This is a genomic window from Halorubellus sp. JP-L1 (genome assembly GCF_011440375.1).
Lineage (GTDB): Archaea > Halobacteriota > Halobacteria > Halobacteriales > Natrialbaceae > Halorubellus.
In genome coordinates this window covers 909,879-931,602 of record NZ_JAAOIR010000002.1, presented here as the reverse complement: position 1 = coordinate 931,602, position 21,724 = coordinate 909,879, and the positions used below count along the sequence as shown (strand labels likewise).

The following is a 21,724-nucleotide window of genomic DNA, read 5'->3' as shown; positions in this document are numbered from 1 at the left end:
AATGAGTACGCAGGTACACGCAAACCTCACACGAGAGCAAGTACAGGAGATCTCGGCCGACCTCGACGAGCCGGAGTGGCTCACCGAGCACCGGCTGGAGGCGCTCGACGCGCTCGACGAACTCGACATGCCGGACGTCATCCGGACGCCGGGTCGGGACTGGACGAACCTCCACGCGCTCGACTTCGAAGCGCTCGTCGACCCGCTGAACGCGGCCGAGGACAAGGATCGCGTGAGCGACGAGGGCGTCGAAGTCCTCGAGTGGTCCGAGGCGCTCGCCGAGCACGAGGACCTCGTTCGCGAGCACTTCGCGACCGTGGTCGACCCCGAAGAGAATTACCTCACCGCGCTTTCGACGGCGCTGTTCTCGGCGGGCACCGTGATCTACGTCCCGGAGGGCGTGGACGCGGAGGACGTGAAGATCCGGACCGCGATGAATTCGCGGTCGCTGTTCAACTACACGCTCGTCGTCACCGAGGAATCCTCGTCGGTCACCATCCTCGAACGCCAGAGCACGGGTGACGCCGTCGAGGGCGAGCGCTACTACAGCGGCGTCGTCGAGGTCGTCGCGGGCGAGAACTCTCGCGTCCAGTACGGCGCGCTCCAGAACCTCGACGAGGAGACGTACAACTACACGCTGAAGCGCGGGCACGCGGACACGTACGCAACGGTCGACTGGATCGAGGGCAACATCGGCTCGCGGCTCACGAAGTCCAGCGTGGAGACGTACCTCAAAGGCGACGGTTCGGAGACGAAGACCGTCGGCGCGTTCTTCGGCCACGAGGACCAGCACTTCGACGTCGCGGCGCGCGTCTGGCACGAGGGCGAACACACGACCGCGGACCTCGTGACGCGCGGCGTCCTCGACGACCACGCGCGCTCGGTGTACGAGGGCGTGCAGGACGTCGGCCGCGACGCGTGGGACACGAGTTCCTACCAGCGAGAGAACACGCTGATGCTCTCCGACGAGAGCGAGGCGGACGCGTCCCCGAAGCTCATCATCAACAACCACGACACGGAAGCGTCCCACAGCGCGACCGTGGGGCAGGTCGACGCACAGGAGATGTTCTACATGACCTCCCGCGGCGTCGACCCGCAGACGGCGAAGAACATGCTCGTCGAGGGCTTCTTCGTGCCCGTGCTCGACGAAGTCGACGTGGACGAACTCCGCGAGGACCTCAGCGACCTCGTCGCCGAGCGCCTCCGCGAGTAACGCACTCGCCGCGTTCTCACTTCGACCGGAAGTTCTTGCGAATCTCTCTCACGCCACCCCAAGCGTGAGGTGTTCCGTCGTCGTGTATCTCGCATGACCGACGCCGACTGCGTGTTCTGTGGCATCGTCGCGGGCGACGCGGACGCGCTCGTCGTCGAGGCGCGCGATGGCGACGAAGAGCAGCCAGGCACGCTCGCGTTCTCGCCGCTCGACCCGATCGCGCCCGGGCACGTGCTCGTGATTCCGACCGCTCACCACGAGACGTTGTTCGACGTGCCCGAGGACGTGCTCGCGGCCGTGATGGAGCACACTCGGTCGCTCGCGTCGCGGATGCGTGGCGATGGGAACGACGAATGCGGATTCGACGGCGTGAACGTACTCAACGACAGCACCAGCTACCAGTCGGTCCCCCACCTGCACGTGCATCTCGTGGGGCGCCACGAAGACGACCGCGACCTGTTTCCCGACTCGGACTACGACGGCTCGAAGCGCGACGCACACGACGCCGTCGTTTCGGCGATCGACGGCGCGTGACTGGGCCGGCGGTGCTCGGCCGGACTTGACACGGGGTCGTGGCCCGCAACCGGAGAGGGAGAGCGTTAAGTGACCGGCTCTCGGACGTGTCTCTATGAGTTTGGGACAGCGCGTCACCGACGACCACCAGCTCGCGCGTCTCCTCCAGATCGGCGTGGTGCTGGAGGAGGTCGTCGAGTCGCGCGCGTATCATCACCTGGAGTCCTTCGACGCCGGGGAGCGCGATCCGGCGGTCGAGGCGCTCCTGGAGGACGCCGCCGTGGAGTCCGCGGACCACCGCGACCGCCTGGAGGCACTCGTCGCGGATCTGAACGCGGAGACGGTCGCGTACGAGGAGATCAACGCGCTCGTCGAGGCGAAGTACGCCCAGACCGCGCCCGAGGACTTCGACGACTTGCTCTACGACCAGCTCTGTAACGAGGAGACGGCGTACAAGTTCTACGACGACCTGATCGAGGCGATCGAGGCGAGCGACACGGAGTTCAGTATCGATCGCGAGCGCGTCCTGGAGGTGCTCGCGGCAATCCGCGAGGAGGAAGCGGAAGGCGTGGAAGAGGTCACGGACCTGATGGAGGCGCACGAATGAACACCGCAGAACAGTACCTGAAGGCGATCTATCTGGCCCAGCGCCTCGAGGACGGGCCGGCGGCGACCGGGACGCTCGCGGACATGCTGGAGGTGTCGCCCGCGAGCGTGAACGAGATGATCGGGAAGCTAGAGGAGCGCGAGCTCGTCGATCACGAGAAGTACAAGGGCGCGCGCCTGACCGACGAGGGCATCCGGCGGGCGGAGGACGCGCTCCAGACGTACTGCATCATCGAGCGGTTCCTCGCGAACGTCCTCGAGGTCGAGGACTTCCGCGGGGAGGCGACGGCGCTGGAGGCCGTCATCGACGACACGGTCGCAGAACGCCTCGACACGATCATCGACCGCCGCGGCGAATGCCCGGACTGCTTCGACGCCGAGTCCGACAAGTGCGAGTATCTGGAAGTGCCAGCGGACGCGGATTGAATTGACTCAGCAAGCGTCCGGCGGCCGCCAGGCCGCCGGTTCCGTGCGGGGCTGTGCGATGGTGAACTGACTGCGCGAGCGTCCGGCGGCCGCCAGGCCGCCGGTTCCGTGCGGGGCTGTGCGATGGTGAATTGACTCAGCAAGCGTCCGGCGGCCGCAAGGCCGCCGGTTCGTCTGGTTCTGCGCGTGGTCTGTTAGTCGTCGGGCTCGACGGTGTCGTGGAGCCAGCGGGCGTGTTCTTCGAGCATTCGTCGGCCGCCGGGCGTGAGTCGGTAGACGTCGTGGACGCCTTCGGTTTCGGTGGTGACGTGGCCGGCGTCGGCGAGGGCGTCGAGGGCGCCGTAGAACGTCTTGGGTTCTATGTGTTCGTCGTAGTGGGCTTCGAGTGCGGTCTTGAGTTGTTGACCGCGGCGTGGGTCGGCGGCGAGGAGTGCGAGCACGTCGCGACGCATCCCGCTCTGGACGTACTTCGTCATGGGGCAGGATTCACGGTGGGCGGTGGTGGGGTTTGCGGTCGCCTCGCGGCCGGTAGTGGGGGCGTCGGTCGCTCGCAGGCGGTGCGGGACCGCTGGGGTTTCGTAGTCGTGGGTCGAAGACGTGGGTATGACCGACGACGACGATGGAGCGACGGCGGAGGCGACGGGCGACGAGACGACTGTGGACGGGGAGACGGCAGCGTCGGCGAACGGGATTACGGCACGGTACTCGCTGACCGATAGCGAGCGCGTGCTGGCGTTCGAGCGCGACGGCCGGACGGCGGTGGTCGCGCAGAACCGAGACGGGTACGCGATGCTGAAGGTGCGGACGGCGGTGGACGGCGACGAGCTGGAGCGCTACTACGGGTTCGACATGGCGCTCGATCACGTCGCGGAGCGACTGGGCGTGCGCGAGCACGACCTCCCGATCCCCGAGGCGAGCGCGGACATGGGGATGTGAGCGCGCCACGTCCGACTCCGTAGAGTGCGGTCGCGTGCGGTCACGCGAAGAACGCGTACACCATCAGGAACCCGAAGTAGAGGAGGACGATGGCGGCCGTGGCCTTCAGGCGGTACAGGCGTATCATCTCGTTCTCGCCGGTGTAGGCGTCCTCGAACGCCGCGGCTTCGTCGTCGTCGCAGACGTCGTAGTGCTTGAGGCCGACGTGGAGGTCGACGCGGGCCGGGTCCGCGAACGGCCGCGAACAGTACGGGCAGCGGTGCGCGTCGGCGTCGTCGGGGATACTTGTGTCGACTGGCATCGGTTCAGAGGAACGGTGGGGTGACGGTCGGTTGGGAGACGATCCAGAGGCTGAGGGTCGTGTACGCGATCATGACGGCGACGAACGCGTACTGGGCGCGGACGGCCTGAAGGCGCTCGGGGAACAACTCGAATCCGATGGCGTGCGCGACCCAGACCGCGACCAGGTGCCCGACGAGGACGGCCGTGATCGCGATCGCGCCGACGAACGACGGGAGCACGAGTAGTCGCGGTGACGGTGGGGCCGTCGGTGCGAGCAGTGCCTCCGCGAGCGGGAGCGAGAGCGAGACGAAGAACCCGAGGTAGTGCGCGAGGTGGTAGCCGGCAGCTATCGCGAGCAGCGGCGGCGCGAACCGCCGTGCGAGTTCGTCGACGGCGACGAACGTATCGCCGGTGCGGCGACTCGCCCGCGCCGCCCACCGGTAGACGGCGACGAACGCCGCGAACCCCACGAGGTACGCGCCGGCGTAGATCGCGAGGCCGGGGACGCCGACCGCGTGCACGGCTTCGGCGACGGCTCGCCACGCCGGCGTGCCGACGAAGCCGTCGTACGTCGTCGCGAACACGAGCGCGACGACGAACGCGACGCCGCCGGCGTCCGCGAGCGGGCCGTCGTCGACGTCCGCCATCGACACCAGTCCCGCGCCGGGCGCGCGGACGCCGACGCCGTCGTCGGTGCGGGCGAGCGGGGCGACGCGACCGTAGTGGTCGAACGCGCGCGCCACCGGGTCTGCGCGCTCGAACCAGTCGTCGACGCCGTAGACGACGGCGCCGCCGACAGTGAGCGCGCCGTACGCGGCAACGGCGGTAGCGAGCACGACCGGGTCCTCGACGAGCGGGAGTGTCACCTCGACGAACACGAGGGCGAGCAAGCCGGCGACGGCGGGCCACGCGCCGACGCTGTCGGGGTACTCGCGGTCGAGCGACGGGAGGACGCGAGCGACGGTCCGGAACGGGTCGAGCGCCGGCCACGTGTTCCCGACGAGGTAGAGGGTGAGGACGTACCCCGCCCACCAGCCGACCCAGACGACGAGGACCGCGAGGTTCCGTCGTGGCTCCGTGGGCGCGAGGCCGGTTGCCGCACCGAACCCGAACGCGAGCACTGCGAGCAATCCCACGAGGCCGACGAGCGGCCCGACCCACTCGCGGAGGACTCGCGGGACCGCTCGCGTGCGCCGTCCCCAGTCGTGACTCCGGCGGACGAACGACCGGTCGGTCGCGAACGTCGCCAGGAGGAACGAGGCGCCGACGACCGCCCCGCCCGTCGAGAGGAACAGCCACGTCGGGATGGACAGCGACCCGGACGAACCGCGGAGCGCGGCGCCGTGTGCGCGAACCGACCCGGCGGCTGCGAGCAGCACGCCGACCGCCAGCACGGATCGACGAACGCGGGACATCGACGGGACGGACCTACAGTGCGGTCGCGCCGATGTAGACGGCGGCGACGAGGAAGATCCAGACCACGTCGACGAAGTGCCAGTACAGTGCTGCGGTCTTCACGGAGACGTGGCGGTCCGCGGAGTACTGGCCGCGGAGCCCGCGCACGAAGACGATACCGAGTAGGACTGCACCGAGCGTGACGTGCAGGCCGTGCAGGCCGGTCAGCGCGTAGAACGCGCTCGCGAACGGGTTCGAGAACTCGACAGCACCCTCGCCGATGAGTGCCGCGGGCCGGAACCCGTCGACGACGAGGAACTCGTAGTACTCGTACACCTGTCCGGCGATGAACACGGCGCCCAGGAGGAGCGTGACGCCGAGGAGCGTGAGGAACCGGTCGCGGTTCCCGTTCCGGAGTGCGACCTCGGAGAAGTGCAGGGTGAAACTGCTCGCGATCAGGATGAGCGTGTTGACGATGACGAGACTCCCGAAGATGTGCGGGACTTCGCCGAGGCCACCGGCCTTGATGAAGAAGAAGTAGATGAACCCGGCGCTGAACGTCGCGATCTCGCTCCCGAGGAACGCGTACATTCCCCAGACGAGCTTCGATTCGCTCTGCTCGGACTTGTGGCGCTCCCAGAAGCTCGCGACGAAGCCGTGGTAGAGCCAACCGAACAGGCCGAACACGAACAGGCCGATGCTCCCGATGGTGATCGCCGCGGCCGTCGACATCCCGACGATGCCGCGGGCGGCGAGGAGGAACAGTGCCGCGCCGACGTAGATTCCCGACCCGCCGATCGCGCTCAGTATCGGCCACCAGGAGGCTTCCCCGAACCCGCGCGGGAAGTCCTCCACGGCTGGGAGGTGGCCGCCGTGGCCGTGGTCGCTCGCGTCTTCCGTCGTTGTCATAGCCGAGGCTTACGAGTCCACTACTAAAAATCCATCCAACCGCGGGCGTCACCTGTGGTCGGTAGCGGGATTCGGTCGAGTATCGGACACCCTGACTCCCGGGCGGGTCCGTGTCGTACAAGATGCTCCGTCGGATACTCCGAGGGCATGCCGGGAGACGAGAGCCCCAGCGGTCGACCACCGACGTCCGGTCAGCCGTGGACGGTCGCGGACGAGGACGTCCTCGTTCGGCCGTTCGGGTACGTCCACGACGAGGCGGTCGTCGTTCGGGTGGACGACCGCGAGGCGTACATCGGGAACGTGCACGCCGCCGACCCGAGCGCGCACGAGCACGCCTTCGCGCACGTCCTCACGCTCACGGACGACCCACAGCCGTCGACGACCCACCATCGTCCCTTCGAGGACAGCCTCGACCACGACGCCGCGGCGTTCCGCGACGCCGTCGACACTGCCCGCACGCTCCTCGCGCGCGACGGCGCGACGCTCGTTCACTGTCGCGCCGGCGTCTCCCGGAGCAGCGCCGTCCTCGCAACCGCCATCGCCGCGACCGGCGACCGACGCTTCCGCGACGCGCTCGACGACGTCCAGACGGCCCGCCCGTTCGCGATGCCGAACCCCGCGCTCGTCGAGTCCGCGGTCGTCTACCTCGCCGCCGACGCCGATCGGGAACCGAACAGGTCGACGTGAGCGAGCGGATCGAAGAGAACAGTCCCGCGGTCAGTGCGAAAGGATCGCGTCGACGCCGATTACGCGTCGGCCGCGACGACGGCCGGCGGCGTCCGATCGGTCGCCGGACCGCTCAGCGACGGCGTCGCGTCCGCGTTCGCGTTCGCGCTCCCGGACGCCGAGACGCTCTCGTTCGATGCGGACGAGTTCCCGTTCGAACCGGACGAGTCAGGCGCCCACTCGCACGTGTTCGTCTCGCCGTTCCACTCCTTGTTCGCCGCCTCGTCGCACAGCGACTCCATCTGCGAGACGAGCGCCTCGCGGTCCTCGAGGACCTGCACTTCGAACATCATCCCCGAGTGCCCGACGCCACAGTACTCCGCGCAGTACCCCTGGTACGTCCCGACCTGCGTGGGCGTCGTCTTCAGCCACGCGATCTTCCCGGGGACGGCGTCGTGCTTCAGGCCGAGCGTCGGGACGTGGAACGCGTGCAACCAGTCGTCCGTCGTCAAGCTGAAGTACGTCGCCTGTCCCTGCGCGACGTACAGTGGCTGGTTCGGTGGTTCGGTCGAGACGTTGTACTCGGGGTAGTCGAACGTCCACCCGTACCGGTACGCCGTCACGTTCACCTGCTCTTCGGTGTCGGCAGATATCTCGGGATCGTCGGGCGTGATGACGGAGTCGTCGGCCATCGTGATGCTCGCGGAGATGCCGACGAACAGGAGTACCGCAGCGGTCGCGATCGTCCACGTGATCTCGAGTCGGCGGTTCTCGCGCGTCGGCTTCGCTTCGTCCTGGTCCTTGTACTTGAGGACCGTGTAGATGAGGACGGCCTCCACGAGGATCGTGATGGGGATGGCCACGACGAGGAGTTTCTCGTTGAGGCCCGTGATCGCCGCGTCCGAACTCGACGCCTGCGCCGCGACCGGCTGCGCGGCGAGCGCCAGCCCGGCGACGCCGGCGAGGAGCGTCGACGTGATCCGCTCTCTATCCATGTATACTCGTGCTTTGGATTTGGGGGTTAAATATGTGGCTAATGCCCCGCGGAGGCGGGAAGCGGCGGGTTGAAATACGCGGAGTCCGAGGGTTCGGCTAGTGAGTCGACGGTATTCGAACCCGGTCGGTTCGCACGGCCGTTTCAGTGGGTTGCTCGCCGCGTCGGCGGTGGGCGTCTACCTGCTCGTCGTGGTCGGTGCGACGACCACCTTGACGGACGCCGCGGCGTCGTGCCAGACGTGGCCGGCGTGCAACGGCCAGTTCCTGCCGTCGCTGTCCGACCCCCTGCTGGTTGTGGCGTGGGGGCATCGCGTCGTCGCGCTCGCGGTCGCGGCCCTGATGCTGACGTCCGCCGCGGTCGCCTGGCTCGGCGATGCCGAGACGCGCGTTCGCGTCGCGGTGCTCGCCGCCGCAGTGGCGTACCTCGTGCAGGTCGGCATCGGTGCGGTGACGGCGACGTCCGGAACGCCGACAACGCTGTCCGCGATCCACCTCGTCCTCGGCGTCGGTATCTTCGGGACGATGATGCTCGCGCTCTCGTGGACGCTGGAGACGGAGACGGCGACCGACGGCGACTGGGAGCCCCTGCCGGAGCCGGAGCCGGTCGCTGCCGACGAGGGCGAGCGCCCGCCGGTCCCGACCGCGTTCGTCCCGCGGGCGGCGGCGACGGCGCGAGCGTACTTCCGGATGACGAAACCCCGCCTGATGTGGCTGCTGTGTCTCGTCGCCGCGGCGGGGATGGCGCTCGCGTCGGCGTTCGAGGGAACCGCGTTGACGGTCGAGACGGTCGTCCTCACCCTCGGCGGCGGCGTCCTCTCCATCGGCGCTTCGGGGACGTTCAATCACGTGCTCGAACGGGACGTGGACGAGAAGATGGCGCGGACCGCGGACCGCCCGCTCGCCGCGGACCTGATCCCGGTCGGTCACGCGCTCGCGTTCGGCGTGGCGCTGGGCGCGGGGTCGCTCGCGATGTTCGCGAGCGTGAACCTCCTCGTCGCCGTCCTCGGGTTCACCGCGATCGGATTCTACAGCGTCGTGTACACGCTCGTCTTGAAACCGCACTTCGTCTCGAACACCGTCCTCGGCGGGGCCGCGGGCGCGCTCCCGGCGCTCATCGGGTGGGCGGCCGTCACCGGCGACCTCGGCGTGCCCGGCGTCGTCCTCGCCGGCGTCATCTTCCTGTGGACGCCCGCGCACTTCTACAACCTCGCGCTCGCGTACAAGGAGGACTACGCTCGCGGCGGGTTCCCGATGCTTCCCGTCGTGAAGGGCGAAGCGCCGACGCGGAAGAAGATCATCTGGTACATCGCGGCGACGCTCGTCGGCGCGGGCGCGCTCGCGGTCGTCGCCGACCTCGGCGTCCTCTACGCCGTGACGAGCGCAACGCTCGGCGGCGTGTTCCTCTACTACGCGGTGCGCTTGCACTACGAGCAGACCGAAGCCGCGGCGTTCCGCGCGTTCCACGCGTCGAACGCGTACCTCGGCGCGCTCCTGCTCGCCGTGGTCGTCGACGCGCTGGTCCTATAGATGAATCCCGAGCGCGTGGCACGGCGACTTCCCGGCGTTCGCGGGCTCTCCGTCGGCGTCGCCGTCCTGACCGCAGAAGCACTCGTCCTCGGGCTCTACCTGGCGGACGCCTCCGGGTCGTACACGGATCCGGTCGCGCTCCTCTATCCCTTCGCGTGGGCGAACGCCGCCATCCTCGGCCTCTGGCTCGTCGACGTCCCCGAAGCGTCCGGGCGACGTCGCTGGATCGCCACCGCCATCGCCGCCGGCTACCTCCTCGTGCTCGCGTACTTCGGCGGGGTTCTCGCCCCCGGGTACGCGTTCGGCGACCCAAGCACGAGCTCTCCGGGCTGGTACGTCTCCACCGGCCTCCCGCCCGGCTACGGGCCCGCCGCCGTCTACGAGGGCGCGCTCGCCACCGTCGTCCTCGTTCCCTACAAGCTCCTGGGGTACGCCACGCTCGCGGTCCTCGTCTACGCCACCGTCGTCGACGCCGCCCGCACCGCCGTCTCTGGCGTCCTCGGCCTCCTCTCGTGCGTCTCCTGCTCGTGGCCCGTCCTCGCCGCCGTCGTCTCCGGCGTCGCCGGCAGCGGTTCCGCGCTCGCTGCCGCCACCACCGACCAGTCCCTCGGGCTCTCTACTGTCGTCTTCGTCGTCACCGTCGCCCTCCTCGCGTACCGCCCCAGCTTCGGGTGACGGCGTGCGCGCCGCACCGAGCGTCCGTAACTCGATGGGGAGGGGGCGGACTCGCAGGTCGGTGCGGCAGTTCTTCGCGCGGTCCATCACGCTTATTGGGACCGATGACTTCCCGGTCAACATGGTCGCACAGACGATGGATCGAGTTCCGCACGAGCTGTTCTAGAACGATTCTCGACGCTGGAGGTGTTCGTTGATGTCGGTGACGGAGTCGACTGGCGAGACGCAGCTGTCGCGGACGGGCGTGGACGCGCTGGCGTTGAAGCCCGCCGAGTGCGACGTCTCGCGAGCGCTCGCCGCCGACGTCGACGTCGTGACGATAGACTACGAGGGCCGCGACCACGTCCCGAACGGAGCGACGCTCCGCGAGCTCGCGGCCGAGAAGACGCTCCGGATGACGACGCCGGTGCGCGCGACGGGCTACGACCCGACGGGCGACGATTCGCTCGACGACGCCATCCCGGCCGGCGTCGGGCGGGTGCTCGTCGCCGGCCACGGCGCGTACCTGGACGACGACGAGCAGGCGCGCGCGGTCGCGCCACGACTCGGCGAAGCCGTGCAGCGCCATCCCGAAGCGTGGGTGGGGACTGAAGCGGTCGAGCGCGTGGCGCTCGCGACGGGCGCGACCCAGTTCGAGCTCCTCTCGCGGAGCACGCACCGGGACGTCCGCGCGCTCCGCGCGGCCGGGTTCGACGGCGAGGTGGCGGTGTACGCACCGACCGTGCTGACCGACGACGAGGACGACGTCCTCGACGCAGTCGGCGCCTACGCCGCGCGGCGCGGCCCCGTCCGCCGGGCGCTCCCCGACGCCGCCGCCGACGGCGAGTCCGTCGCCACGGACGCGTCCGCGACCGGGCGCGCTCGCGACGTGCTCTCGAAGGCGGTGAGGGACTACGCACTCGTCGGCGACGTCGCGACGGTCCGCGAGCAGGTCGCCGGCCTCCACGACGTCGGCGTCGACCACGTCGTCGCCTACCCCGCTCGCGGCCTCGACGCCGCGCTCGCGTAACCGCGGACGCGTCGTCGAGGTTGCGTCGCACCGCTCCCGGCGGCGCTGGCGCGGCGACACCGAGCGTTTTTCGGCACCAGCTCTCCCAGGGGCGGGTATGGAACTCGCGACGCACACGACGACGACGGCCGCGGACGCGCTCGACGACGTCGAGGTCGCGGTCGTACCGACGGGGAGCGTCGAACAGCACGGGCCCGCGCTCCCGCTTGGCACCGACCTGTACTCGGCGACCGAGGTGGCGAGCGCGGTCGCGGACCGCGACGACGTGGCGCTCGCGCCACCGATCCCGGTGGGCGTGAGCTCGCATCACCGGCAGTTCCACGGGACGCTGTCGGTGACGCCGGAGACGTTCGAGGACTACGCGCACGACGTCGTCGCGAGCCTCGCCGAGCACGGCGTCCGGAAGGCCGTGTTCGCGAACGGCCACGGCGGGAACACCGACGCGTTGACGCGTGCTTCCCGACGGCTCCGCGAGCGCGACGTCGCGTTCGCGACGCCGTGGAACTGGTGGTCGAACCTGGAGGGTCTCGAGAGCGAGCTGTTCGACGTCGATGGCATCACGCACGCGGACGCGATGGAGACGAGCATGATGCTCTACTTGACCGAGCACGTCCGCGAGGGCGCGCTCGAGGACGCCGAGGCGGGCGCGTCGGACGCGTGGGGCGAGTCCGTGCACGGCGCCCCGGTCGGGTTCGACGCCGCTGACTTCTCGAACTCGGGCGCGGTCGGCGAACCGACGAAGGGGAGCGTCGAGGCCGGCGAGCGCCTGTTCGAGAAGGCGACGAGCGAACTCGGCGCGCTCGTGGACTGGCTCGCGGCGCAGCCGTACGCGGACCTGCGACCGGAGGCGCACCGATGACGCCCGAGCGAGCGCGAGCGCCGCCGGGGGTGCGGGTGCGGTGACGCGCGACGTCGCGGTCCTCGGCGCGGGCGCGCTCGGGACGACGGTCGCGTTCGACCTGGCGTTCGCTGGCGAGGACGCCGACGGCGGAGACGTCTCGGTGACGCTGTTCGAAGCGGGGTCGGTCGCGGACGGGTCGACGGGCCGCGCGGCGGGCGTCTGCTACGACGCGTTCGCGGAGGACGTCGACGCCGAGGTCGGAGCGCGCGCGATCGAGCGGTTCCGGACGTTCGACGAGACCGGCGAGTTCGAGTTCCACGAGTCGCCGTACGTGTGGCTCGCGCGCGAGGGCGACGCCGACCGCGAGCGCGCCATCCGCGAGCAGCTTCCGCGAATGCAAGCCAACGGCGTGACGGCGGTCCGGATGGAGCGCGACGAGTTCGCGCAGCGGTTCCCGAGCCTGACGAGCGACGACGTCGCGGTCGCCGCGGTCGCTGGCGCAGCCGGGTACACGACCCCGCGGTCGTACGCGCGGACGCTCGCGGTGCTCGCGAAGCGCCAGGGCGCGACGCTGCGCCAGGACGAACCGGCCTCGGTCGCCGTCGACCCGCTACGCGTGAACGGCGAGCGTTTCGACGACGTCGTCGTCGCGACGGGCGCGCACACGAAGCAGGTGCTCGCGGGGGCCGGGTTCGAGATCGCGACGAAGCCGTATCGCGTGCAGGCGGCGACGTACGCGACCGCGTACGACGGCCCGATGGTGTACGACGCGACGGACGGCTTCTACTTGCGGCCGCACGCCGACGGCGTGCTCGCGGGGAACGGCACGGAGGAGCGCGAGGCCGATCCGGACGCGTACGACCGCGAGGCGAACGATGGGTTCGCCGAGTCCCTCCGGGAGCGCGCAACGGCGCGCGCACCCGACGTTGAGGATGCTCGCATCACGGAAGCCTGGGCCGGACTGTGCACGGCCACGCCGGACCGCGACCCGCTCGTCGGCGAACTCGCCGAGAACGTCTACGTCGGTACCGGCTTCCAGGGCCACGGCTTCATGCGCGCTCCCGCACTCGGGGAGACGCTCGCAGAACAGGTCCTCGGCGAAGACGACGGCATCGATGCCTTCGACCCCACGCGATTCGACGGCGACGAGGAGTTCGACGTCGTCGAAGGCATGCTCGTCGACGACCGATAGCCAGAATCGTTCGCCCGCGCTCTCGTCGACCGGGCGGTCGCCGTGCGCCTACCGCTCGTCGTCGACGTCGTCGGCGTCGTCCGCGTCCTCGACGTCGAAGTCCCCGGGGTCCTCCCCCGTCCCCGACTCGAGCGGGTCGGTGTCGTCGCCGACGTGGACGTCCTCGTCCTCGTCGCTGAACTCCACGGCGTCCTCGTGTTCGTCCGCCGCGTCGCCGTCCGCTTGCTCGTCGTCGCCCTCGTCGTCGTCGGGCGTCGAGATCTCGACGGTTCCGGCGCTCGCATCGGATTCGGTTGGTTCGCGCTTCGGGACGACGACCTCGAGCGTGCCGTTCGCGCGCAGCGTGGCGTTCGCGGACTCCGGGTCGACGAGCGCGTCCGCGGGCAGTTCCGCGCGGCCGTCGAGGCTCATGCCGCGGCCGGGGATGCGCATGTCGTAGTCGTCGTAGAACTCGCGGAACCGGTCGATGCGGACTTCGATCGCGTCGTCCGCGTACCGCACCTGGACGTCCGTCTGCGTCGCGCCCGGCGCGTCGAACACCACGAGGTAGGCGTCGTCGCTCTCCAGGACGTCCGTGGACAGCCCGCGGCTCTCCTGGACGCGACTCGCGGCTCGCCCGACCGTCTCGAGGACGCGGTTCCCGACCGAGCGCCCGACCTCGCCGAAGTTCATACCTCGATCTCCTCCAGGCAGTCGGTCCCGCCGCAGAGCGGGCACGACAGGTCCGCGACGCTGTGGTCGTCGGCGATGTCGTACGTGTAGTGGTTCTCGAACATGTCGAGGTCACACGATCGACTCGTGCAACGGACCTCCTTCGTGGCGGGCATACCGTAACGTACGCAGGCGACCGGAAAGGGGCTTTCGGAGAGGGAAGTCGGCCACGAACGGACGGAGCGTCTTCGGGCAGCGACGAGCGAATCGTGCCGTCCGCGACTGACCGAGCGGTTCCGCACGCGTTTTACCGCTCGGGCGTCAATCACGGCGTATGACTGACCCCGAGACCGTCGACGTCACGCTCGTGGACGGCTACGTCGACGAACCGGCGCACTTCGGGGTGCCGCCGTACGTCTCGACGTACCCGCGCTACACCGCCGGCGCGCTCGTCGACGCCGGGGTGCCAGAGGAGCAGATTACGTACCACACGATCGACGAGTTGCGCGAGGACCGCTCGAAGTGGCTGGACGTCGAGGAAGCCGACCTCATGGTGTACATCGGCGGGATGACGGTTCCCGGGAAGTACGTCGGTGGGACGCCCGCGGAACCGGACGAGGTCCGCGAGCTGGCGTGGACCGCGAACGGGACGAGCGTGATGGGCGGGCCGGTCCGGTTCGGCGTCGGCGAGGAGAACGCGGGGGCGACCGAGACCGAGCGCAAGAACCTCGACTTCGACTTCCTCGCGATGGCGGACGTCGAGGCGGCCGCGCACGACCTCGTCCGGAGTGGGCTGGAGGGGTTCAACGACCGCTACCGGGACGTCGCGGAGGTCGACCGGTGGGCGAGCATGGGCGCGTTCGTCGTCGAACAGCACCCGAACCACCCTCACTACCTCATCGCCGAACTCGAGACCTCCAGAGGGTGTGCGTACCGGTGTTCGTTCTGCACGGAACCGATGTACGGCGACCCGGACTTCCGGACGCCGCCGAGCGTCGTGAGCGAGGTCGACGCGCTCAGCGACCGCGGCGTCGCGCACTTCCGTATCGGTCGGCAGGCTGACATCCTCGCGTACGGCGGCGACGGCGAGAAACCGAATCCGGCCGCTCTGGAGCAGCTCTACGCGGGCATCCGCGAGGTCGCGCCCGACCTGGAGACGCTGCATCTGGACAACATGAACCCGATCACGGTCGTGAAGTGGCCGGAGCTGGCCAGGGAGGGCATCCGGACGATCGCGAAGTACAACACGCCCGGCGACACGGCCGCGTTCGGACTGGAGTCCGCGGACCCCGTGGTCCAGGAGGCCAACGAGCTGAACGTCACCGCCGAGGAGTGCTTCCGGGCGGTCGAGATCGTGAACGAGGAAGCGGGCTGGCGGCCCGGCAAGGAACCCGGGACGGGGCCGTCGACGGACGTCGCGACCGGCGCGGACGCGGCTGGCGCGAGGAGTCCGCGGCTCCCGAAGCTCCTTCCCGGCATCAACCTCCTGCACGGGCTGGACGGCGAGACCGAGGAGACCTACGAGCTGAACAAGCAGTTCCTCGAGCGCGTGCTAGATGAGGGCCTGATGCTGCGGCGCGTGAACATCCGGCAAGTGATGGCGTTCGAGGGAACGGACATGGCGGAGACGGGTGCGAGCATCGCGCTCGACCACAAGCGCCAGTTCAAGGCGTACAAGCGCGAAGTCCGCGAAACCGTCGACAACCCGATGCTCCAGCGCGTCGCGCCCGTCGGCACGGTCCTGCCGGACGTCCACTTCGAGTACCATCAGGACGGTCGGACGTTCGGTCGCCAGCTCGGCACGTACCCGCTCCTCGTCGGGATTCCGGGCGAGCGCGAACTCGGTCGGGTCGCGGACGTCGCGATCGTCGACCACGGCTACCGGTCCGTGACGGGCGTCCCCTACCCCCTGGACGTGAACGCGGCGAGCATGGACGAGCTGACCGCGATCCCCGGCATCGGCTCGGGGACGGCGGGGGACGTCCTCGTGAACCGACCGTACGAATCGACCGCGGACCTGCCCGTCGACGCCGACGTCGGCCTCGAGGGGTTCGCGACGACGTCGCGGTCGGAATCGAGCGGGTCGCCGTGACTGCGCGGTGACGAGGTCGACGTCAGGTGAGGCGCCGGGACGCTGGGGCGGGACGGCCGTCGCCGCTGGCTCGCGTGCCATATTCCGCGGTCGTTGGCGGTAGTTCTAAGGTGTCGCCGGACGCAGGTCCGGCCGAGGGTTCATTGTGGAAATCTCTGATAAGCTCCTGTGTCTGTTCAGCGCCGAAGTGACCGACGACGGCGACTCATATACGGTCGAGATCCCGAAGCGAGAGGTAGAGCGGGGGACGGTCGACCCCGGCGAGACGTACCGAGTGGCGCTCATCCAGCGCGAGCGCGCCACGTCGAGCGACGACGGCCCGGAAACGGCCCCGTCGGAGCCCCAGCCGCCAGTCGAGCGCGGGGAGACGCGGTACGTGGAGATCGAGGACATCGGGAAGCAAGGCGACGGCATCGCGCGCGTCGAACGCGGGTACGTCATCATCGTGCCCGGGGCGGACGTCGGCGAGCGCGTGAAGGTGGAGATCACCGAAGTGAAGTCGAACTTCGCGGTCGGCGAGATCCTCGACGAGGACATCTGAGACCGTCGACTCCGCATCCGCCGGCTTCGACGCCGGTGACTTCGAGGGTTCGCTAGCGTTCCTTTTTTACATTAGACGCATCTAATCTCGTGTAGGAGTCATGCTCAGCGACGTGATGGAGGACTACCTGAAGGCGATCTACGAGCTACAGGACGAGTACGGACCGCCGGTGGGGACGTCCGCCATCGCGGAGCACCTCGACGTGACGTCGCCGACGGTGACGAGCATGCTGGAGAAGCTCGCGGATCGCGGGCTCGTCGACCGCGAGAAGTACAAGGGCGTGGAGCTCACCGAGGAGGGGAAGACGGTTGCGCTCGAGGTCCTCCGGCATCATCGCCTCCTGGAGACGTACCTCACGGAGCACCTCGAGTACGACTGGACGGAGGTTCACGACGAGGCTGACGTCCTCGAGCACCACATCAGCGAGGAGTTCGAGCGACGGCTCGCGGCCGCGCTCGACGAGCCGACCGTCGACCCCCACGGCGACCCGATCCCCGGCGCGGACTTGAGCGAGCCGGAGGCGAGCGAGCACACGCGTCTGGCGGACCACGAGGCCGGGGACGAGGTCGAGATCGCTCGCGTGAGCGACCGCGACGACGAGGAGCTCCGGTACCTCCAGGACGCGGGACTCACGCCGGGGACGATAGTCGCCGTCGTCTCCGTCGCGCCGTTCGGGATGGTGACCGTCGACGTCGACGGCACCGAGCAGAGCCTCCCGGAGGCGGTCGCGGCGTCGATCGAAGTCCGGGAGCCGACTGTCGTCGACGCCGACGCCGACGAGGAGACGGAAGTCGACGAGACCACCACCGAGGACGCCGACGACGCCACGGACGACGTGGGGGAGGTGCCGGACGCGTGACGGCCGTGCCGTTCTGGGAGCTCGTCGCGATCGCCGCCATCGCGCAGCTGACCGTGCTGCCCGGCGAGAAGGTCCAGTTCATCATCGCGGGGCTGTCGACGCGGTACAATCCGCTCGTCGTCGTCGCGGCCGCCGGGAGCGCGTTCGCGCTCTGGACGATAGTCGAGATCCAGGCCGGCCAGCTCATTCAAGCGGTCCTGCCGGGCGCGTGGCTGGAGGTGTTCACGGGCACGATGTTCCTCGTGTTCGCGTACCTCCTCGCTCGCTCCGCGCCCGAGCCCGGCGAGGGCATCGGTGACGGCGCGGTCGACACGGAGACGGACGGCGGCGTCGCGAGCGTCGAGGAGGCGGGCGGACTGCTCGCGGGTGACGTCGACGACGCGACGGTGTTCGGTCGGGACGTCCCGAACGTCCTCGGCGGGTTCGTCCCCATCTTCGCGATGATGCTCACCGGCGAGTTCGGCGACAAGACCCAGATCATCACGATCACGCTCGCCGCGGAGTACGGCGCACGCGCCGGCATCTGGGTCGGCGAGATGCTCGCGATCGTCCCCGTGAGTCTCGCGAACGCGTACTTCTTCCACACGTTCTCGCATCGCTTCGACGTGCGGAAGGCCCACTTCGTCGGCGCGGCCGTGTTCGCGTTCTTCGCGTTCGACACCGCGCTCTCCCTCGGGTTCGGGGTCTCCGTCTGGGAGATGCTCGTCGGCGCAGTCACCGAGGCGCTCCCGCTCGCAGTCTGAACGACCGTACGCCAACTATCGATCGCGGGCGGAGGAAGCAGGGACGAGGCGGCGTTCGCCGACTGCGGTGGACTTTTCGTGCGGTCGCGTCCTACGTTTCGAGGAATGCCCTCGCTCGTCGCGTCGCTCGCCGTCGGCACCGTGTTCGGCCTGGCGCTGGCCGCGCCGCCCGGACCGATGAACGCCGTCATCGCCCAGGAGAGCGTCGTCCGCGGGTGGCGGGCCGGCGCGAGCGCCGGGATGGGTGCGTTCACGGCGGACGCGACGTTCTTCGTGCTCGCCGCGGTCGGCGTCGTCGAGTTCGTCGAGACCGCGCCGACGCTGAAAGCCGCGATGGTCGCGGCCGGCGGCGTCCTCATGCTGTACTTCGCGTACGGCGCGTTCGCCGAAGCGCGCGCCGGCACCGCATTCGGCGTCGAACGAACGACTGACAGCGAGACGCCCGCGAGTGACGGTGACGAACCGATCGACGACTCGGTTCCCGACGTCGGCGACGACCAGCGCGGGTTCACGAAGGCGTTCGCGCTCGCGATCACGAACCCGTACCAGATCGTGTTCTGGCTGACCGTCGGCGTCCGCATGCTCCGTCCCGGAACCATCGACGTCCTCTCGCACGCGCCCTACGTCGGCGGTGCACTCGACGGCGTGCTCGTCGTCACGACCGGCAGCCCCGCACTCCTCGTCGGGTTCTTCCTCGGCATCCTCCTCTGGGTCGCGGGGTTCCCCGCGACGCTCGTCGCCGCCGGGAAGCGCGTCGACGACTTCGCACCGGCGGTCGCCGGCACGAGCGCCGTCGTCCTCGCCGGGTTCGGCGTCGTCTTCGTCGCCGACGCTGTCGGCGCCTTCCTCTAAACGGACGCGACCCGTCGACAGATTGAGTCGACGACTCAGTGCAGGTCGATGTCGGGGTCGTCGACGGTCATCTCCGCGACCTCGGCCTCCAGCCACTCGCGGAACCACTTCACGCGCTTCAGGCGCTGGTACGCGATCGACTCCGCGGTATCGGACTCGATGCGGTCGACGGCGTCCTCGCCGCGGTCGAGGACGCGCTCGACCATCTCCGCGCTGTCCATGTGCGTGCGCGCCTCGTACCCCATCCGGAGGAGCATGAGCGCGGTCCCGTTCGCGCCGACCTTGTCGAGGATGTCCGCCTCGATCAGGCACTGGGTCTCCATCGGGAGGTCCGACAGGTCGTCCTGGTAGGAGTGGCGCTCGATGGAGCGACACACCTCGTCGACGAACGACCGCGGGAACTCCCCGTGGGTCTCGAGGTACTCGCGGGCGACGCGCGCGCCCTCCTCGGCGTGCACGTCCTGGTCGGCGTCGAGCTTCGCGATGTCGTGGAAGAGCGCGGCGACGCGCGTCACGTCCACGTCCGCGCCCTCGCGGTCGGCGATCTTCGCCGCGAGGTCGACGACGTTCAGGATGTGGTTGTACCGGTACTCCGCGGAGTGCCAGGGATACCAGCGCATCCGCCCGCCTTCCTCTTCGTTCTCGACGCTCGCGGCGAGGTAGTCGTACACGAACTGCTTCATCGCCGCGTACTCCTCGTCGGTGACGCGCCCCTCCTTTATCTCGACGCCCACGCGTTCCCACCTCGGAGAAGAACCGCAATCGAACTGTGCTTGGTCATTGTTGTGTCTAGAGACGCCCGTTCAACTCTTAGGCGTTTCGACACCCTACACTTACGTGCTGTGGCGTCCTCCCGGCGACCGTGACCGAGCGACGTTACCTCCAGGATGCGAGCGTCCGCGAGTTCGACGCGACAGTGACGGCCGTCCGCGGGGACGCGGTCGTCCTCGACGCGACCCACTTCTATCCGACTGGCGGCGGCCAGCCCCACGACACGGGCGTGCTCCGCACCGACGACGACGCGTACGACGTCGTCGACGTGGATCTCACGGACGAACTCGAGCACCACCTCGACCTCGACGGATCCGACGACGACGGCGGCGGAGCCGACGCCGACCGCGACGACGCGAAACTCGACCTCGCGCCGGGCGATACCGTCGTCGGCGTCGTCGACGACGCGCGCCGGAGCGCGCACTCGCGGTACCACACCGCCCAGCACCTGCTCTCGGCGGTGCTCCTCGACGAGTACGACGCCCGGACCACCGGCAATCAGCTCTACGAGGACCGCGCGCGGCTGGACTGCGAGTACGAGCGCTTCGACGACGACGACCTCGACGCGATCGAGTCCCGGCTCAGCGAACTCGTCGCGGCCGACCACCCCGTGCGATGGTACGAGATGGACCGCGACGTCGCCGACGCGGAACTCGACACCGACCGGACGCGCATCGACCTGCTCCCCGAGAGCATCACCGAACTCCGCATCGTCGAGATCGGCGGCGACGGTCCACGCGGGCACTGCGAGCCCGCCGACGCCGCCGACGAGCCCATCGATCGGACGGCGTGTGCCGGCACGCACGTCACCGGCACCGGCGAGATCGGCGACGTGACCGTCACGGGCCGCGAGACCGCCGGAAGCGGCGAGGAACGTATCCGGTTCGTACTCGAGTAGATCCGGGCCGGGCGCGCCCGCGTCGCTCGCGGTCCCGCACTCCCCTCGCACATCCGAACGCTTTCAGCGGCGGCCGCACGACGAACGGACATGAACGTCATCGACGTCCTCCCGCGGGACGCCATCCCGAGCGTGGACGACCCGACGTACGAGCCGGTCGCGGAGTACGCCAACGACCGCGACGACGAGGTCGTGGTCGTCGACAGCGTCGCGTCGGCGACGCGACGAGCAGACGGAACCGCGAGCGGCGGTTCCGTCGACGGCGACCCGGTGCGCGCGTACCCGGTCCGATACCTCCACTACCACGAGATCTGTAACGCCGAGGTCGACGGCCGGGCGATCGCGGTGACGTGGTGTCCGCTCTGCGGGAGCGCCGTCGTCTACGACAGGACCGTCGAGACGCCCGACGGCGAACGCGTCCTCGAGTTCGGCGTGAGCGGGACGCTCGCGGACGACGACCTCGTGATGTACGACCGCGAGACCGACAGCGAGTGGAAGCAGTCGGCGGGCGTCGCCATCTCGGGGGCGCTCGAGGGCACGGAACTGGACGTCCTCCCGGCGGCGATGACGACCGTCGGCGCGTTCGCGGACGCGAACCCGGACGGCGAGGTGCTCGTCGCCCCCGGCGGGGAGAGCGAGGCCGCGAGCGACACCGACGACCCCGCCGCGATCGACTACGACGCCACGCCGTACGAGTCGTACTTCGAGATGGACGGGTTCGGGCTCGCCGCGCACCGCGGAACCGGCGACGAACGCGACTGGGAGCGCGAGGACCTCGACCCGAAGACCGTCGTCATCGGCGTCGAACGCGACGGCGACGCACTCGGGTTCGCGCTCGACCGCCTGGAGGCGAACGGGAGCGTCGCGCACGCCACCGTCGGCGACGCCGACGTCGTCGCGTTCGCCACCCCCGACGGCGTCCACGCCTACGAGAACCCCGGATTCGGATTCGACCGCACCGCCGAACCCGGCACGTACCGCGCCGACGGTGCACGCTGGAAGGGAGCGACAGGAAAGAGCGACGACGCCCGCGAACTCGAGCGCCTCCCAGCGCGCCGCCTGTTCGCGTTCGCCTGGCAAGACGACCACGGCCCCGACGCCTTCTGGACGGCCGGCTGACGCCGCAACCGT

Annotated in this window: 26 protein-coding genes; 18 read left to right on the top strand and 8 right to left on the bottom strand. The window is 69.5% G+C overall.

The features are described from left to right. The first annotated feature begins 1 nt into the window (after position 1). The 4 genes from sufD (at position 2) to G9C85_RS13200 (ending at position 2,758) form a co-directional block, all read left to right on the top strand. A complete protein-coding gene (gene sufD, locus G9C85_RS13215) occupies positions 2-1,213 on the top strand; it encodes a Fe-S cluster assembly protein SufD (protein ID WP_166040675.1) in 1,212 nt (403 codons plus the stop codon). A gap of 93 nt (positions 1,214-1,306) precedes the next feature. Beyond that, positions 1,307-1,747: an HIT family protein gene (locus G9C85_RS13210; protein ID WP_166040672.1), complete on the top strand. Its 441-nt coding sequence runs from the start codon at positions 1,307-1,309 to the stop codon at positions 1,745-1,747. Positions 1,748-1,841: 94 nt separating this feature from the next. After that, complete coding sequence (locus tag G9C85_RS13205; protein ID WP_166040670.1) at positions 1,842-2,333, top strand: ferritin-like domain-containing protein; 492 nt, start codon at positions 1,842-1,844, stop codon at positions 2,331-2,333. After that, complete coding sequence (locus tag G9C85_RS13200; protein WP_166040668.1) at positions 2,330-2,758, top strand: metal-dependent transcriptional regulator; 429 nt, start codon at positions 2,330-2,332, stop codon at positions 2,756-2,758. Before G9C85_RS13205 ends, G9C85_RS13200 begins: the two co-directional genes overlap by 4 nt. A 194-nt stretch (positions 2,759-2,952) precedes the next feature. Here G9C85_RS13200 and G9C85_RS13195 read toward each other — a convergent pair whose 3' ends face one another. Next, positions 2,953-3,234 (bottom strand): PadR family transcriptional regulator, encoded by a 282-nt coding sequence (locus tag G9C85_RS13195; RefSeq protein ID WP_166040666.1) that lies wholly within the window; start codon positions 3,232-3,234, stop codon positions 2,953-2,955. A 127-nt stretch (positions 3,235-3,361) separates the two neighbouring features. Here G9C85_RS13195 and G9C85_RS13190 point away from each other — a divergent pair, with 127 nt between their 5' ends. Further along, positions 3,362-3,694 (top strand): hypothetical protein, encoded by a 333-nt coding sequence (locus tag G9C85_RS13190; RefSeq protein ID WP_240148869.1) that lies wholly within the window; start codon positions 3,362-3,364, stop codon positions 3,692-3,694. A 40-nt stretch (positions 3,695-3,734) separates the two neighbouring features. Here the strand turns inward: G9C85_RS13190 and G9C85_RS13185 are convergent, their stop codons facing one another. Genes G9C85_RS13185 through G9C85_RS13175 form a run of 3 tightly spaced genes read right to left on the bottom strand, consistent with a single transcriptional unit; the run spans position 3,735 to position 6,280 of the window. After that, the gene (locus G9C85_RS13185; protein ID WP_193570713.1) at positions 3,735-3,995 is read right to left on the bottom strand and encodes a C2H2-type zinc finger protein; all 261 of its coding nucleotides are present in this window, start codon (positions 3,993-3,995) and stop codon (positions 3,735-3,737) included. A 4-nt stretch (positions 3,996-3,999) separates the two neighbouring features. Continuing rightward, positions 4,000-5,391 (bottom strand): hypothetical protein, encoded by a 1,392-nt coding sequence (locus tag G9C85_RS13180; RefSeq protein WP_166040664.1) that lies wholly within the window; start codon positions 5,389-5,391, stop codon positions 4,000-4,002. Positions 5,392-5,404: 13 nt separating this feature from the next. Then, entirely contained in the window at positions 5,405-6,280 is an 876-nt protein-coding gene (locus tag G9C85_RS13175) for a heme-copper oxidase subunit III (protein WP_166040662.1), read from the bottom strand. Between the two features lie 147 nt (positions 6,281-6,427). Between G9C85_RS13175 and G9C85_RS13170 the strand changes: the two genes are divergently transcribed. Continuing rightward, complete coding sequence (locus tag G9C85_RS13170; RefSeq protein ID WP_166040660.1) at positions 6,428-6,967, top strand: dual specificity protein phosphatase; 540 nt, start codon at positions 6,428-6,430, stop codon at positions 6,965-6,967. A 59-nt stretch (positions 6,968-7,026) separates the two neighbouring features. On the opposite strand, the gene coxB is transcribed toward G9C85_RS13170, so the two are convergent. Next, positions 7,027-7,941 (bottom strand): cytochrome c oxidase subunit II, encoded by a 915-nt coding sequence (gene coxB / locus G9C85_RS13165; protein WP_166040658.1) that lies wholly within the window; start codon positions 7,939-7,941, stop codon positions 7,027-7,029. 100 nt (positions 7,942-8,041) lie between these two features. Between coxB and G9C85_RS13160 the strand changes: the two genes are divergently transcribed. The 5 genes from G9C85_RS13160 to G9C85_RS13140 all read left to right on the top strand — a co-directional run bounded on the left by G9C85_RS13160 (position 8,042) and on the right by G9C85_RS13140 (position 13,186). Beyond that, a complete protein-coding gene (locus G9C85_RS13160) occupies positions 8,042-9,469 on the top strand; it encodes a heme o synthase (protein ID WP_166040657.1) in 1,428 nt (475 codons plus the stop codon). Beyond that, on the top strand, positions 9,470-10,144 hold the full coding sequence (locus G9C85_RS13155) for a hypothetical protein (RefSeq protein ID WP_166040655.1): 675 nt from the start codon (positions 9,470-9,472) through the stop codon (positions 10,142-10,144). A gap of 196 nt (positions 10,145-10,340) precedes the next feature. Then, positions 10,341-11,153 carry a luciferase gene (locus tag G9C85_RS13150; RefSeq protein WP_166040653.1) on the top strand — a complete coding sequence of 271 codons (813 nt, stop codon included), beginning with the start codon at positions 10,341-10,343 and terminating at the stop codon, positions 11,151-11,153. A 97-nt stretch (positions 11,154-11,250) separates the two neighbouring features. Then, positions 11,251-12,012 carry a creatininase family protein gene (locus G9C85_RS13145; RefSeq protein ID WP_166040652.1) on the top strand — a complete coding sequence of 254 codons (762 nt, stop codon included), beginning with the start codon at positions 11,251-11,253 and terminating at the stop codon, positions 12,010-12,012. Between the two features lie 40 nt (positions 12,013-12,052). Continuing rightward, on the top strand, positions 12,053-13,186 hold the full coding sequence (locus G9C85_RS13140; RefSeq protein WP_166040650.1) for an FAD-binding oxidoreductase: 1,134 nt from the start codon (positions 12,053-12,055) through the stop codon (positions 13,184-13,186). 48 nt (positions 13,187-13,234) lie between these two features. Here G9C85_RS13140 and G9C85_RS13135 read toward each other — a convergent pair whose 3' ends face one another. Together G9C85_RS13135 and G9C85_RS13130 are read right to left on the bottom strand one after the other, a co-directional pair. Next, positions 13,235-13,858: an Hsp20/alpha crystallin family protein gene (locus G9C85_RS13135; RefSeq protein ID WP_166040648.1), complete on the bottom strand. Its 624-nt coding sequence runs from the start codon at positions 13,856-13,858 to the stop codon at positions 13,235-13,237. After that, the gene (locus G9C85_RS13130; protein WP_166040646.1) at positions 13,855-14,013 is read right to left on the bottom strand and encodes a hypothetical protein; all 159 of its coding nucleotides are present in this window, start codon (positions 14,011-14,013) and stop codon (positions 13,855-13,857) included. Before G9C85_RS13130 ends, G9C85_RS13135 begins: the two co-directional genes overlap by 4 nt. Before the next feature lie 158 nt (positions 14,014-14,171). On the opposite strand from G9C85_RS13130, the gene G9C85_RS13125 reads away from it, so the two are divergent. From G9C85_RS13125 to G9C85_RS13105, 5 genes are all read left to right on the top strand, one after another. Then, positions 14,172-15,929 (top strand): radical SAM protein, encoded by a 1,758-nt coding sequence (locus G9C85_RS13125; RefSeq protein ID WP_166040645.1) that lies wholly within the window; start codon positions 14,172-14,174, stop codon positions 15,927-15,929. 145 nt (positions 15,930-16,074) lie between these two features. Continuing rightward, positions 16,075-16,470, top strand: coding sequence for a TRAM domain-containing protein (locus G9C85_RS13120; RefSeq protein WP_166040643.1), 396 nt, complete (start codon positions 16,075-16,077; stop codon positions 16,468-16,470). Between the two features lie 100 nt (positions 16,471-16,570). Continuing rightward, positions 16,571-17,329 carry a metal-dependent transcriptional regulator gene (locus G9C85_RS13115; RefSeq protein ID WP_166040641.1) on the top strand — a complete coding sequence of 253 codons (759 nt, stop codon included), beginning with the start codon at positions 16,571-16,573 and terminating at the stop codon, positions 17,327-17,329. Beyond that, positions 17,326-18,072, top strand: coding sequence for a TMEM165/GDT1 family protein (locus tag G9C85_RS13110; RefSeq protein WP_369680813.1), 747 nt, complete (start codon positions 17,326-17,328; stop codon positions 18,070-18,072). The genes G9C85_RS13115 and G9C85_RS13110 overlap by 4 nt, the downstream gene beginning before the upstream one ends. Before the next feature lie 105 nt (positions 18,073-18,177). Beyond that, entirely contained in the window at positions 18,178-18,924 is a 747-nt protein-coding gene (locus G9C85_RS13105; RefSeq protein WP_166040640.1) for a LysE family translocator, read from the top strand. A gap of 35 nt (positions 18,925-18,959) precedes the next feature. On the opposite strand, the gene G9C85_RS13100 is transcribed toward G9C85_RS13105, so the two are convergent. Continuing rightward, the gene (locus tag G9C85_RS13100; protein WP_166040638.1) at positions 18,960-19,658 is read right to left on the bottom strand and encodes an HD domain-containing protein; all 699 of its coding nucleotides are present in this window, start codon (positions 19,656-19,658) and stop codon (positions 18,960-18,962) included. A 128-nt stretch (positions 19,659-19,786) separates the two neighbouring features. Between G9C85_RS13100 and G9C85_RS19260 the strand changes: the two genes are divergently transcribed. Both G9C85_RS19260 and G9C85_RS13090 read left to right on the top strand, forming a co-directional pair. Next, the gene (locus G9C85_RS19260; protein ID WP_166040636.1) at positions 19,787-20,593 is read left to right on the top strand and encodes an alanyl-tRNA editing protein; all 807 of its coding nucleotides are present in this window, start codon (positions 19,787-19,789) and stop codon (positions 20,591-20,593) included. A 90-nt stretch (positions 20,594-20,683) separates the two neighbouring features. Beyond that, positions 20,684-21,712 (top strand): DUF3179 domain-containing (seleno)protein, encoded by a 1,029-nt coding sequence (locus G9C85_RS13090; RefSeq protein ID WP_166040635.1) that lies wholly within the window; start codon positions 20,684-20,686, stop codon positions 21,710-21,712. Positions 21,713-21,724 lie beyond the last annotated feature (12 nt).